13 protein-coding genes are annotated in these 12,647 nt (G+C 62.3%); 8 read left to right on the top strand and 5 right to left on the bottom strand.

Going from position 1 to position 12,647, the window contains the following annotated elements; translation table 11 throughout:
- Positions 1–825: 825 nt before the first annotated feature.
- Positions 826–1,512, top strand: a complete 687-nt coding sequence (locus tag ABD714_RS22260; RefSeq protein ID WP_344814659.1) for a hypothetical protein — start codon at positions 826–828, stop codon at positions 1,510–1,512.
- Positions 1,513–1,553: 41 nt separating this feature from the next.
- Here the strand turns inward: ABD714_RS22260 and ABD714_RS22255 are convergent, their stop codons facing one another.
- Positions 1,554–2,345, bottom strand: a complete 792-nt coding sequence (locus tag ABD714_RS22255; RefSeq protein WP_344814658.1) for a hypothetical protein — start codon at positions 2,343–2,345, stop codon at positions 1,554–1,556.
- 454 nt (positions 2,346–2,799) lie between these two features.
- On the bottom strand, positions 2,800–3,483 hold the full coding sequence (locus tag ABD714_RS22250; protein ID WP_344814657.1) for a hypothetical protein: 684 nt from the start codon (positions 3,481–3,483) through the stop codon (positions 2,800–2,802).
- A 390-nt stretch (positions 3,484–3,873) separates the two neighbouring features.
- Here ABD714_RS22250 and ABD714_RS22245 point away from each other — a divergent pair, with 390 nt between their 5' ends.
- Both ABD714_RS22245 and ABD714_RS22240 read left to right on the top strand, forming a co-directional pair.
- Positions 3,874–4,902, top strand: a complete 1,029-nt coding sequence (locus ABD714_RS22245; protein ID WP_344814656.1) for a P63C domain-containing protein — start codon at positions 3,874–3,876, stop codon at positions 4,900–4,902.
- A 42-nt stretch (positions 4,903–4,944) separates the two neighbouring features.
- On the top strand, positions 4,945–6,249 hold the full coding sequence (locus ABD714_RS22240; RefSeq protein ID WP_344814655.1) for a serine/threonine-protein kinase: 1,305 nt from the start codon (positions 4,945–4,947) through the stop codon (positions 6,247–6,249).
- A 234-nt stretch (positions 6,250–6,483) separates the two neighbouring features.
- Here the strand turns inward: ABD714_RS22240 and ABD714_RS22235 are convergent, their stop codons facing one another.
- From ABD714_RS22235 to ABD714_RS22225, 3 genes are read right to left on the bottom strand one after another with little or no spacing between them, the layout of a single operon-like run.
- Complete coding sequence (locus tag ABD714_RS22235) at positions 6,484–7,419, bottom strand: restriction endonuclease (RefSeq protein ID WP_344814654.1); 936 nt, start codon at positions 7,417–7,419, stop codon at positions 6,484–6,486.
- A gap of 46 nt (positions 7,420–7,465) precedes the next feature.
- Positions 7,466–8,002, bottom strand: coding sequence for a flavoprotein (locus ABD714_RS22230; RefSeq protein WP_344814653.1), 537 nt, complete (start codon positions 8,000–8,002; stop codon positions 7,466–7,468).
- Positions 7,999–9,216 carry a helix-turn-helix domain-containing protein gene (locus tag ABD714_RS22225; RefSeq protein ID WP_344814652.1) on the bottom strand — a complete coding sequence of 406 codons (1,218 nt, stop codon included), beginning with the start codon at positions 9,214–9,216 and terminating at the stop codon, positions 7,999–8,001. Before ABD714_RS22225 ends, ABD714_RS22230 begins: the two co-directional genes overlap by 4 nt.
- A gap of 153 nt (positions 9,217–9,369) precedes the next feature.
- Between ABD714_RS22225 and ABD714_RS22220 the strand changes: the two genes are divergently transcribed.
- The 5 genes from ABD714_RS22220 to ABD714_RS22200 all read left to right on the top strand — a co-directional run bounded on the left by ABD714_RS22220 (position 9,370) and on the right by ABD714_RS22200 (position 12,604).
- Positions 9,370–9,768, top strand: coding sequence for a hypothetical protein (locus ABD714_RS22220; protein WP_344814651.1), 399 nt, complete (start codon positions 9,370–9,372; stop codon positions 9,766–9,768).
- 177 nt (positions 9,769–9,945) lie between these two features.
- Positions 9,946–10,494 carry a helix-turn-helix domain-containing protein gene (locus tag ABD714_RS22215; RefSeq protein ID WP_344814650.1) on the top strand — a complete coding sequence of 183 codons (549 nt, stop codon included), beginning with the start codon at positions 9,946–9,948 and terminating at the stop codon, positions 10,492–10,494.
- Complete coding sequence (locus ABD714_RS22210; protein WP_344814649.1) at positions 10,491–11,960, top strand: FtsK/SpoIIIE domain-containing protein; 1,470 nt, start codon at positions 10,491–10,493, stop codon at positions 11,958–11,960. Before ABD714_RS22215 ends, ABD714_RS22210 begins: the two co-directional genes overlap by 4 nt.
- Positions 11,957–12,235, top strand: a complete 279-nt coding sequence (locus ABD714_RS22205) for a hypothetical protein (protein WP_344814648.1) — start codon at positions 11,957–11,959, stop codon at positions 12,233–12,235. The genes ABD714_RS22210 and ABD714_RS22205 overlap by 4 nt, the downstream gene beginning before the upstream one ends.
- Before the next feature lie 45 nt (positions 12,236–12,280).
- Positions 12,281–12,604 carry a replication initiator gene (locus ABD714_RS22200; RefSeq protein WP_344814647.1) on the top strand — a complete coding sequence of 108 codons (324 nt, stop codon included), beginning with the start codon at positions 12,281–12,283 and terminating at the stop codon, positions 12,602–12,604.
- Positions 12,605–12,647: the final 43 nt, after the last annotated feature.

Here is a 12,647-nt window from a genome sequence, read left to right as displayed (position 1 = left end):
CAGTACGCACAGGTAGCCTGACCAAGCCATCGAACCTGTCCGTCAAAACGGGGCAATCCCAGCCCATCCCGCGATGCGACCCGACCGTTGACCTCGGATCCATCGAGATGGTCCGACGTGGCAGGTTGCTGTCCCAGACTCGGATCGTTGAGGGTTCCAGGGCAAGAGCGGACCCATCTTTCGGTTCGGGAGGCATCTGACCGCGAGCCTTAGAGGCACGGAGAGTCGCGCAGTGGACGATCATCCGTCCGCAGGGCCAGGGGCTGATCTCGAAGCGGGTGAACTCGCGTGCCTCTGAGCGGGCGCTGATGCTGCTGCCGTGGGTGGGCGGGAGGACCATATGTCCCCAGGGCCGGTTGTTCCGGCTGCCAAGCCCATCGAATTGCCCTCTGACTAGGTGGTTGGGTGGGCCCCGTGGGACTCGAACCCACAACCCGCGGAAACGTCTCGAACGTCGCGAGAGGTCCTGCTGAAACCGGTTCCTGAGCGCGAAATCGTTCGGAGCATTTCGCTGGACACTGGTCCGGATCCCAAACATTCGTCCCCGGACTTGTCCCCGTCGAGCCGCGCATTGCGTCTGGGATGCTCGTGTTGGGTCTCTTGGCGGTAGCGAGCAGTCCGCGGAGGGCTCATCGCCCCCACTCGGCTCGCACACTGAGGGCAGGTCGAGCGTTGGGCTAACACATTAACTCCATGAGTGGGACGCGCAGGCCCGAGGCGATTGCTCGGCCGTACCCTAGGTCCACATACGTACAACCGGTCTCCCATGTCACCTGCTGCGCGTTGCGGGTGGTCCTGATGAGGCCACGTCGAATAGGGCAGAACTTGGACGAGAATCACCGCCATGTCGAAACAATACGTGAGGTTCGGCGCGGCCATAAAGTAACACTAATTGTGGCCGCAAGCGTCTTCGCTATTGGTCTCACTACCGTCATCGTTCAAATTCTGGACTCCAGAAGTAGCGAACCGAACCTCGACAACGTGACGGTAAGGATCGAGAGGCGAGTCGACGTCACTCGGCCGTGGGTTTTCCCGGCAGGGTCGAAAGATCTATCGACGGCACCAGCTGGCGAAGGAAGTTGCAGCAATAAGGGGGCTGATTGGCTACTGCGGAGTGGTGCGCTAGAACAAGATCAAAACATCGTGGACGTAATCCTGGTGTCAGACAATGACGGCACAGTCGTCATCAAGGACGTGACTCCGGCGGAAGTGGTCGATCAGGACCCGGCAGCTGGCACGAGCAAGACTATCTGCGCCGGAGGAGGACCGAACGTCCTCGCCTTCGACCTCGACCTGCGTCGCGGAAGTGCAATGTTGGAAGAGGCCCTACCTGTGCCTGACCAGCTCGGGTACTACGAGCTTACTGAAGGTGAGGCAAAAGTCTTTTCGATTCGCGCAATCGCTCACGATGGTTCGTACAAATGGAAAGCCCGACTTACGCTCTCTCGCGGTGAACAGGATCGAATAATTCAGATCAATGACAAAGGCAAGCCGTTCCTCGTGACCAGCTAGAAGACCGACAACGCCGCACATGCCTTGGGCCACCAGGGCGCTCAGGTGTGTTTGCACGGGTCGACGTTAAGCGTCCAGAGCCACGTCCGATAGTCGTCCTGGCCGCTGGGCTCGCCAATCATGACTATTTCTTTCGGTGACACCGCCAGATCATAGATGGTTCGGACTTCAGGCGATCCAACGATTGTTCCTGCTGGATCCCACCGTGTCCCTGATGTTGAAAATAGGGCGCTGACAGGCGTGGACGATGGATAGTCCTTTCTTGTGCCTACCGCCAACCATCCTCGCCCTTTCAATGCAGCAACGGCAAATATCTCTTCTGACTGCTGCTCCTGCATCAAGTTGCCTGCTCTCTTGAAGTTAAATCCATCTTTTGAGAATGCATAGAACTGACGATCTCGGAGCCGACCGTCACTCAATCTGCGATGGATTAGAACGGTCTTCCCATCATGCGAGGCGACGTCGGTTAGGTAATCACGTGTCGCTTCAGATTCACCAAGCGCCTTATAGTCTGCTCGCCCAATGGGGTACTCCGGAACTGAGAAGTTCACAAGATCCTGCGTGCGCCACATCGCCGGATACGTGTTCGCGCCCGGTTCCTGCGCCTCACCCAAAATGCGCCATTCCCCCGCGATACGGTCGATACTTTCAAAATCGGAAGATTCAAGGTCACCAGGCAAGACAACAGGCAGTTGCCGCCAAGATTGCAGATTCGTTGACACCCAGACTCTGCCATTTCCATCGGACCAGCCAACAGCGATCCAGGCTGACCCCGCCCATTTGATGTCGGCAATAGCTCCATCCGGCGCCGGAATCTCCTTCCAGGAGGTCAAGTCGATCGATGTCCAGATTCGTCTCGGTGACATGAGAAACCATTTTCCGCTAACGAACGAGATGGAGCTAATGCGTGGCTCCGCCAGTGAGACTTCGGGCAGAGCGTACGCGGACCCGTCATAGCCTACGGATGGCTTTCCGAGCGGGGTTATACATGGGATCAACGCCGCCTTCTCAAAGAGGTATCCCGCGCAGAAAACCATGGCAATGGCTAGACCGATGCCAATAATTCTGACCCGCGATCGCCGCCCGATATTCATTAGGATTCGTCCAATCTTCAGTGCTGACCTTCTCGTTGCGAAAGTCTCGTGAGGTCGTTCGCCAGCGTCCGCAATGCGCGGACCGAGTGCATGTCGCGGAGCGTGCGGGTGGTCGGGGGTACGCCAGGGGCACACGGCATCAGTCACCAAGCCTCTGGAGATTGGGCGAAGCCCCGTGATGTCTGCCGGTTGGTCAGCCGCCGCTCGTCAGTTGGAGGACCGTTCCAGGCATGCCGGTCAGGATTCCTACGCTGGCAGGGACTAGAATCTGGTCCCGGATTTTCTGCCAGCGCGTGGGTTCCCTGGACTCAGCCGTTGCCGCACCCATCGCGACCCACAATCGCTCCAACGCGGAGCGCAGATCGAACACGTTGTACGTGGCGTCGGTGAGGGCGTCATCGATCTGGCTGAGCAGACGGCCGAGATACCAGCGCAACTCTGGAGAAATGGAGTCGTCCTCACCGAGTACAGCACGTACGTCGGCCAGTACCTGGGTCAGGTGCTCGACGGCAGCGGGATCGGTGTCGGCCAGGTCGTTGTCGATCTGGTGGGCCAACAACTCCAGAACGTTCACTGCGTCCTTGCTATAGAGGTTACTGCTGGCCACTTGCTGCCATGCTTGCGGATACGCGACGACCATGAAGGTCCACTTGGCCACGTACTGCAAGTAGACCGCGATCTTGCGTCCGCGCGCCGCGAGCTGGTCGAGGGCGCGGTCGATGCCGACCACGGCCTGCATGCCCCGTCGCATGTTCTCAGCGATGATGTGCGGGCTTTCCCCCGCATATCCACGTGACGTCACGACGTCGCTGGCCTGATCTTTGAACCACACTTCGAAGAGGTCGAGGAGTTCCTGGGCGGGATTTAGCGCGGCCATGAACGAATGATGCCAGAGCGTGGTGCTTCGGTCGGTGGGGTGGTCGCTGGCCCGAGTGGACGTAGGCGTACCTCGGGCTCGGCGTCGATGCTTGTCCAGATCGCCTGTCACTTCGGCTGTCAGCATTTTGCGCCTGCCGACTACCTCGGTGCGAAGGCGGCCGTGCTGCACTCGACTAGCTGCTTTCCTCCACTCAAGGTTCGGAATCGTCCTCGTCTGCTTGAGCACCAATGCAGCCGACGCGGTGTCAAAGCGACTCGAGCGTCACCCGAGCCCGAACTCAACCAGCGGTAGCCGTGCATGCATGACACCCGCGATGCTTGCATTTTGCCCCGTGATGCAAGCATACTTGTGCAAGCATCGGAACCTGGAGGGGTCATGGTCACAGAGATGGACGGCGAGAGCAAGGCGGTTGGGCGAGCTCGCGGTGGTGAAGCTCGTGCGGCTCGGCTGAGCAGAGAAGAGCGCTCTGAAATCGCCAAGCGCGCGGCGCAGGCCAGATGGAGTGAAAACCTGAGTGAGGTCGTGTGCGGCTCCCCTGACCAACCCCTGCGTATCGGCAATGTGGAAATCGAATGCTACGTCCTTGATGACGGGACCCGAGTTCTGACGCAAGCTTCATTCCTTGAGGCCTTGGGGCGCCACCGAAAGGCGAACGTCAGACGAGAAGGTGGCTCAGAGCCTCTGCCGCCAATTCTTCAGGGCAAAGCCATTAATCCATATATCTCCGAAGAGATTCGCGAAAAAAGCCAGCCTATCTCATTTCGACTTCCGTCCGGCGGACGCGCCAGCGGGTATAACGCGGAGCTACTGCCAGAGGTTTGTGAAGTCTATCTCCAAGCACGTGACGCTGGCGCCTTGCCCACAAATCAACTGCATGTCGCGCGCCAAGCCGACATTCTGATACGTGGTCTAGCGCGCGTAGGAATCATCGCGCTGGTCGACGAAGCTACGGGGTACGAGGAGGTGCGAAAGCGCGGTTCGCTCGCTCGAATACTAGAGCTGTACGTTGCAAAGGAACTGCAGGCTTGGGTAACAACCTTCCCTCCTGACTACTATTCTGAGTTATTTCGCCTGCGGGGTCTTGATTATCCGACTGACAAGGTTCAACGACCTCAGTATTTTGGGCACTTGACCAACGACATTGTGTACAAGCGTTTAGCGCCCGGAGTTCTGGAAGAGCTGCGGAAACAGACTCCAAAGAGTGACTCTGGGCGACGGAAGAATAAGTACTTCCAGCGGCTGACCTCAAATCACGGCTATCCGAAGCTCCGCGAACATCTCGGATCGGTGGTGACGCTTATGAAATTGAGTAGCGATTATCAGGACTTCATCTTGAAACTTGATCGAATTCATCCCAGAGTCGGTGAGGATATGATGCTTCCTTTCGACCTGAATGATAGCGGTCGCGGACTCTAGCAGTTGTCGACTAAAGAAGTGCCAGTTTGAACCAAGAACGTGATGGGGAAGAATCCGATGGGTAAGTCGCCGTACAAGAGGCTGCGCGAGCTGGGAGCAGGAGGATTTGCTCATGTCTGGCTTGCCGAGGACTTGACCGGGTCTCATGTTGCGCTCAAGGAGCCCAAGTCGGTCCCGAACGCGGCGAAGCGGATGCGCCGCGAGATTGAATTGATGAGGAGGTTCGCGAACAAGCATGTAATGCAGATCCTTGACTATGACGAGTATGAGCCCTGGTTTGTAATGCCGGTTGCCGAGGGCAACCTCGGGCAGCTGTTAAGGATCGGGGGTCTGGGACTCGACCCAGAGAGCGTTGCACTCGATATTGTCGAGGCGGCCGCTGCAGGACTTGGGGTTGCCCATAGCGAGGGCGTTGTTCACCGAGATGTTAGTCCGGGCAACATGCTTCTTCTTAGGGACACTAGCGACGGAACCTTAACCTGGGTTGTGGCCGATTGGGGCCTGGTCAGGCGGCCGCTAGGACAAACTACTTCGGCGGTGACCCAAAGTGCCTACGGGACACCTGGATATGCTGCTCCCGAGACGTGGGATGACATGCACGCGGTAGACGCGCGGGCGGACGTGTATAGCGTTGGGCGATTGGTGGCTCAGATCCTCACTGGACGCACACCTATTTGGAATACCCCTCTGCTGCCAGCTGGACGAATGCGGGGATTTGTGGCTGACTGTACTGACCAAAATCCGGATCTGCGTCCTGCTGATTTGAACTTGGCGCTTGGCGAGATGAAGGCGGTGCTCGGACGACCCGCCGTACGGCCACGGGCACGACTGCGGGACCTACTTGCGAACGAACACCTCGACTCGGATGCTTTTGTGGAAGTTCGGCGATTGGTTCGACAGAATTTCGAGGATCAGAAACTTTTCATCGATGACTTGCCTGAAATCTCAGTCGACTTGATTGAGCAATGGGTTGGTGCGGATCCTGACGAGGCTGCCGAAGTCGCAATCAATGTATGTCGGCACCTTCAAAGTGGTGAATGGGGGACGCGTCACTTCAATTATGCGAATGTCCCCTTGCTTTTGGTCTTCAACTTCCTGAGGAGTTTGGTGCAAGCGACACAGTTTGCACTGGCGGAGGACGTCGCTACGAACTTCTTCCGGGCTGAGGCATCCTGGACTCGATTCGAACAGCAGAAGAGGACCAATTCCTGGCTGGCGGGCCTGGACGGTCAAGCTGGACAGGCGATGGCAAGAGCCGTCCGACGGAGCGGTGAACAGGAGTACTACAGACAGCAGCTGCGTCGGGTGCACCTCAAGAGTCCGGACCTTGACGAGGAGATCGGCTGATCTTCCTTGTGAGCAGAACACGATGCGAGAGGATCGCTGGATCTAGAGGTCGAGCGAGGACCGGCCCGCAGCGAGCGCTAGCGAGCGAGGACACGGACCGCAGCGTCGGCGAGCGGAGCGAGCCGCTTGAAGGAGTACAGAAACTACTCACGGCATCGCGATCCGACCCCGGGACCCGGGTCACTGTCCAGGTGACTGACAGGCATGAGGGGGTGCAGCGATGCCGGCGTTGGGCTACGCGGGGTCGAAGTAGTCCTCGTCAAGCTTCTTGACGACGAATGCCTCGTTGTCCTGGGCGCCGACGTTGTGCTCGACCATGAGGCTCGTGAGCTTGAGGCCGTCGACGAGGACGACCTGGGCGTTGACCTTGCGGGCGTAGTCCCGTGCGCCGGGGCTGAACCGGCTTGTGGTGATGAACACTCCGCGGTCTGCTTGGGCACCGTGCAGAGCGCCGACGAACCCCTGGATCTCGGGCCGGCCGACAGTGTTGTCTTCTGCGTACCGCTTCGCCTGAACGTAGATGCGGTCGAGTCCAAGCTTGTCTTGCTTTATGACGCCGTCGAGGCCCTCGTCTCCAGACTTGCCGAGGTGTTCGGCCGAGCCGGCTGCGCCCGCGTAGCCCATGGCAGTCAGGAGTTCGAGGACTAGCCTTTCGAGGAAGTCGGGCGATTGAGCACGCACTCTTGTGAGCAGCTCGGTCGCGACGGTGTTGTTGATCTCGTCGACGGCACGCTGGATTGTCTCGATGGGTGACTCGTCGCCGGGTGGCTTGGGACCATCCTCGCCGCCGATTCCGTCATCGTTCTCCTGTGCAGGCTTCTTGCCGCTCCGGGCACGGAACTCCTGGAACTCCGCGAACTGTTCAAGCACGTGGTTGTTGACTGCAGCTGGGTGTTCGGCAAGCACATCGAGGCCGCGTTGGGTGATTCTGTTCAGAGCTCGCTGCGGTCGCTCAACGAGCCCGGCCTGGACCATGTAAGTGAGCGCCCAACCGACGCGGCTATCGAAGACTCCGGCCTTGCCGCTTGGTATGCGCTGGGCTCGCTGCTCTTCAGTGATTCCCAACTCGCTGGCGACTAGATCCGAGATCTCACCACGTGGACGTGCGCTGCCATCCTGTAGCGCCCTGAGTGCTGGGGCCATGAAGTGCTGATAGTTGGGAATCTTCATCTGGCCTCCATCGCCTTTGGGAGCCCAGACTCTACTGATGGGGGCGTCACAGATGTCGTTTGAGTGCGCTGAAGATGGCTGGCCAAGGGAGGTCTCTCGGGCCTGCGCTTCGTGGCTCGACGAGGGGCCAGACGTCGTCGCCGTAGATCAGTTCGACGCCAACGGATCGCAGTCCGTCGATATGGCTAGACCAAGCCGGCTGGCGAGCGTGGGCAGCGTTGATGCGCGGGAAGATGATCATCGGCGTTGTTCCGACGTTCTCACAGAGGACGGTGAGTGCCTGGTTGTCGGCGATGCCGAGTGCGAGTTTCGCGGTGCTGTTGGCAGTCATGGGTGCGCCCACGTACACGTCGATCTTCGGGTGTGGGCTCGACTCGCCCGGCAGCCGTGGCTCGGATCGCACGGGTAGGCCGGTGAGGTCGGCCAGACGTTGCCGTTCGCCGATGTGGTCGAGCCAGGCGGCGGCCGTTGGGGTCAAGATGACGGCGACCTGGTGCCCGTCGTCAAGGAGCGGTTGGACCAATCCCTCGCGCAGCTTCTCGACGCCGCCAGCCGAGGCTGCGACGACACCGACAGCGCTCACGCGATGGCTCTGACGCGCTCGGCGAGGCCAAGTAGCGGGGTGTCGCTGGTGTGCTTGGCGCGGCGGTGCATGGTCTTCACCGTGTCGCGGACTGACGCCGAATGACGCACGATCTGCGGCGCCATCTGCTCCGCGTCGAGCAGGAAGGTCAGCGCCTCATCGTCGCGAGCAACGTAGGAGAACGCGCGAGCCATCTCGACCCGGTGGGCAACCCACCGCTCCGGTGGCAGGTTCGACGAATCGATCTGAGGACCGCGCTCGATCACCCAGTCCACGTCGCCGAGGTCGAGGCTGGCCGCGACCCGGTGGAGCTGCACATTGGTAGGCCCAAAGGAGGTCTGCCAGTAGTTCGCGTCGCGACCGAGGCGGCTCGCAGCGTGTTCGGCTTGGGCCAAGAGTGCCGTTGCTGCCGAGCGATCTTGGTGCCGAGCTGCTGCCAAGGCGGTGCGGAGGTGCAGCATGCCGGCGACACTGAGAGCTGACGGATCGTTGTCGTCGACTCTGCCCCGCAGCCAGTCGGCAGCTGTCTGGCCGAGGTTCATGGCGTCGTCGTATCTGCCCACGGACAGCAGGGCGTGTGTCCCCGCACGTGCGGCCGACGCGAGCGCGAGCGGGTCGCCGGAGCGTTCCCCGGCACTCATCGCGCGCTCTGCGGCGATCCAGGCAAGGTCCGCCTCGCCGATTTTTGCCAGCGTCGTCGCAGTCAAGTGATGGATGCGCGCCGAAACCAACCAGGTCTGATGATCATTAGCGGAATGCTCTTCGAGGGTCTGCGCGCTCTTGATTAGTCCCGGCAGGGCCGCGATCACTCTGCCGAGTCGCCCGCGCTGATAGTCGGTCCAGGCGTACTCGGCGTAAGTGATCACCGGACCGACATCAATGGCGTCACCAGCCAACTGTCCAAACAGCGTTGGGGATAGACGCCGATGACTCATCAGCGCATCGCGCACGGCTGGAATGTCGTCGTCCTGGGGCTGGCTGTCCTCGACCAGGATGGGCTGGCCGAGCAGATCGCCCACGCTGACTCGGAGGGCACGGGCAACATCACCAAGCACGTCCAGCCGTCGGATATCGCGTTCGTTACGCTCAATCTTGCTAAGCCAGTCCTCTGAACGTCCAACGAGCTGCGCGAGAACGCGTTGGGTCAGCCCTCGGCGACGGCGGTAGAACGCGATCCGGTCGCCGACGGTGAACTGGTCGCCAGCACCGCGCATAGGACCAGCGTAAGTGACCGCGCCACCACTGGTCTGAGGAACCTCCGCACATACCCGGACAGTTTGTCCGGGTGGTGTCAGATACATCGCCATTCACTGAAGACAACCGGTCCGCACAGATGACGGGCCAAGCCAACAGGAGTGGTGGTTGTCATGGCGATTGAGTTGCAACTGACGTCGGTGACGGCGTTGGTGACGGGTGAGCCGCGGGAGCGGCAGGTCTACCAGGGGCAGGGGGACGCTCGGCGGGTCGTGGGCCGGTTCACCGACGCGGACGGGCGACCGTTGTCAGCGGTCCCGGCCGTGGTGGTTGCTGAGCCGCTGGGCATGCTCGGTGACGCGACGGTGCTGCTGCCGGACATGCAAGCGGCCGGGCTGCAGATCGGCTCGGTGGTCCGGGTCGAGGGCAACACGACGGCCCGGCTGTCGGGTGGCGACTTCGCCGCGATCCGGGCCGCGATCACCGGCGAGCGGGTGACCCCGGTCGGGGTGTTCCAGGCATGGGTCTCCCAGGGCGGCCCCGCGAAGGCCGGCGACGGCAAGGCGGCATGAGCCGTGAACGGCATCGCATCGGTCGAACCTGCCGACGCCACGTCAGTCGTGGACCCTGCGGTGTTGGTGACGCGAGCGGGGTCGCAGGCGAACCGGTACAGCATCGAACTCGGTGAGGCGGTGCGAGCACTGGTCCGGGCTACAGCATCGGAGCCGGCGATTCCCGCCTCGGAGCTGATGGTGGTGCTGGGGCATCTCTCCACGGCCGGCTACGGGCTGGCGCAGGGTCTGCAGCAGCTCGCAGCCTGTCTGGGCCGGTCGACCGAGCAGGGCCTGTACTGGGCTGCCGGGGAGGACGCCGACTGGTCGGAGGTCGCAGCCTCGCATCTGTCCGTCGGCGCGGCGGTCAGGTCCCTCACGACAGCCTCACGGCGCGCGGAGCAGTGGGGCGAGTTGGCGGGCCACGCCAAACGTCAGCTGGTGCGGGAAGCCCACGCGGTCGAGGTTCGCCTGTCCGCTCACCTGAACGAACCTCGCGCCAGTGTGGGTCTGCGTCCAGCCTCCACGTCCTCTGAGGAGCCCGTAGAGGAGTGGTTCTCGGACCGGGAATGGCTGACGGTGGAGGAAGCAGCCGAGCTGGCCGGGGTCTCGTTCAACACGATGAACAACTCGAAGTGGCGACGCGACTACGGGGCACCCACCGCCCACCGCGACGATCAGCGTCGAGTCCAGTTCCGCCGCGACGACGTGCTCGCATTCCGGAACCAGCGACGCGGCGCAGCATGACCGGCCCGCGGACGGTAGGTCGAGGCATCGGCACCGGACTCCGGTGGACCGGACGGGGCATCCGTCACGGCCTCGCGGAGATGTGGTGGTGGATCGCCGGGGCTTTCCGCTTCCTGGTCCGCGCGCCCGGCCGTGCAGTGGTCTGGACGGGAGGCACGGTCTACAGCTACCTGTCCCAGACCTGGCTGCTGTTGGTCGGGCTCACGGTCGTGGCGTTGGTGCCCGCGGTGTGGGCCCGGGGCTGGCCCAGCTCCTACCAACAGCGGGTGGTGCACCCGGCCTGGCGGCGCCGCATCTGTCGTTCCGTCCGCAAGTCCTGGGCTGGACTGATGGAGGCGTGCGGCCTGGCGCGGCGGGTGATCGCCCCGACCGGGACCGAACTCAGAGTGCCGGCCCTGCACCGGATCGGCTGGCAAGACCCCGACGTGCTGGTCGTCGTCCCGCAGCTGATGGTCGGTCAGACCGTCGAAGACGTCGTGGCGGTATCGGAGCGGCTTCGGGTGGCGGTCGGCTCCCGGCAGGTCCGGATCATCCCCAACGCCACGCACACCGGCTGCACGGTCCGGTTCCTCTTCGCTGACCCGCTCGCGGCGGTCGTGGAGGCAAGGTTCCCTTCCCCGAACCTGGCAGCCACCATCCAGTCGGCCGAGATGGGTGTCACCGAAGGCGGGCAGCCGTGGCGACTCCCGATCCCGGTGTCGACGCTCACGGCGGGTTGCACCGGGTCGGGCAAGGCGTCAGCGATGTGGATGCTGCTGCTGAACCTGGCGCCCGCCATCAAGTCCGGGCTCGTCCAGGTCCACGGCGTGGACCTGAAGGGAGGGATGGAGCTCGGGCTCGGCACCCGACTGTTCACCCGCTACGCCACCACCCCCGAGCAAGCGGTGATCCTGCTCGAGGACGCCGTCCAGGCCATGACTGCACGCGCCGCGACCCTGGCCGGGCACACCAGAAGTCACACCCCGTCGACCGCTGCCCCCCTGGTCCTGGTCCTCATCGACGAGCTGGCGATGCTCACCTCGTACCTGTCGAACCAGCGGGACCTGTTCCAACGCGCTGATAAGGCCCTGCGGGCGCTGCTGGGCCTGGGGCGGGCGCCTGGGTTCGTGGTCTGGGGGTTTTTGCAGGACCCCCGCAAAGACACGGTGCCGCAACGGCACATGTTCACCCAGACCATCGCCCTCCGCCTCCGCGAACGCGAAGAGGTCGCCATGGTCCTCTCCGATGGCGCGGTCGCGGCCGGCGCTACGTGCCACAAGATCCCGCGTACGACACCCGGTGTCGGATTCGCGTTGACCGAGGACGGCGACGTCACCCGGATCCGGTGCGCGTTCGTGCCCGACGACATGATCCGCGCCCTCGCCGTCCACTTCCGAGCACCGATCCAGATCCCGATTCGCTTGCCCGAACCCGACCCAGATCCCGCGCCAAAGTCGCGGATCCGTACCGCCAGGAGCCGATCGTGACTACCACCGACAACCAAACGGAAACCGCAGTGGAGACTCCCGACCTAGTCACGTTGTCGGCGGTGGCTGGTCTGGTCGAGCTGCTGGACCACTGCCACGCCTTCCTCGACACCCATCAGGGAGTCACGGTGGAACTGGATGACTACTGCACCAGGCAGGCAGCGGCCGTGACGTCGTACTGGATCATCGACCAACTGTCCTGGCATGCGCTGCTGCTGCGTCTGCAGCTGGCCGAGACAGGCGAGGTTGCCGACCACGCCAGGTCTGGTGAGTAAGCGTCAGCCATGTTGACCCTGCAGGACTTGTCACCGTCGACCCGCATGCAGGTCACCGACCGGCTGAGGTCGCCCGACCTTGGTCGTTGGTTGGCGCAGGTCCAGCAGGTCGGCCGCTGCACCAACCCGATCCGGGTGGTCGGATCGAGCGAAACCATCGACACCGCGACGGGCGTGGTGCTGCGCAGCTACTCGTCGGCGTCGGAGCCCGACGGAATCACGTATCTCCGGTGTGGGAACCGGCGTCGGGCGGTGTGTGAGTCGTGCTCGCATCAGTACCAGGGCGACATCTTCCACGTGATCATGGCCGGCGCGGCTGGAGGCATGAAGAACGTCCCGGCCGAAGGGGTCTGCTGCACGAGTAGGTGACATCTGATCTGTGGTGCCGGGAGGTGCCGCTGGAAGGATGTTG

It is taken from the genome of Microlunatus aurantiacus (genome assembly GCF_039536605.1).
Classification (GTDB): Bacteria; Actinomycetota; Actinomycetes; order Propionibacteriales; family Propionibacteriaceae; genus Microlunatus; species Microlunatus aurantiacus.
The sequence above is the reverse complement of the archived record's forward strand: the minus strand, read 5'-3'. Positions and strand labels throughout refer to the sequence as shown.

Excerpts from the sequence above, each read along its gene's own strand:
- ABD714_RS22245 (WP_344814656.1), top strand. The coding sequence starts at position 3,874 with ATGGACGGCGAGAGCAAGGCGGTTGGGCGAGCTCGCGGTGGTGAAGCT.
- ABD714_RS22235 (WP_344814654.1), bottom strand. The coding sequence starts at position 7,419 with ATGAAGATTCCCAACTATCAGCACTTCATGGCCCCAGCACTCAGGGCG.
- ABD714_RS22200 (WP_344814647.1), top strand. The coding sequence starts at position 12,281 with ATGCAGGTCACCGACCGGCTGAGGTCGCCCGACCTTGGTCGTTGGTTG.
- ABD714_RS22240 (WP_344814655.1), top strand. The coding sequence starts at position 4,945 with ATGGGGAAGAATCCGATGGGTAAGTCGCCGTACAAGAGGCTGCGCGAG.
- ABD714_RS22215 (WP_344814650.1), top strand. The coding sequence starts at position 9,946 with ATGGTGGTGCTGGGGCATCTCTCCACGGCCGGCTACGGGCTGGCGCAG.
- ABD714_RS22210 (WP_344814649.1), top strand. The coding sequence starts at position 10,491 with ATGACCGGCCCGCGGACGGTAGGTCGAGGCATCGGCACCGGACTCCGG.
- ABD714_RS22220 (WP_344814651.1), top strand. The coding sequence starts at position 9,370 with ATGGCGATTGAGTTGCAACTGACGTCGGTGACGGCGTTGGTGACGGGT.
- ABD714_RS22250 (WP_344814657.1), bottom strand. The coding sequence starts at position 3,483 with ATGGCCGCGCTAAATCCCGCCCAGGAACTCCTCGACCTCTTCGAAGTG.
- ABD714_RS22225 (WP_344814652.1), bottom strand. The coding sequence starts at position 9,216 with ATGCGCGGTGCTGGCGACCAGTTCACCGTCGGCGACCGGATCGCGTTC.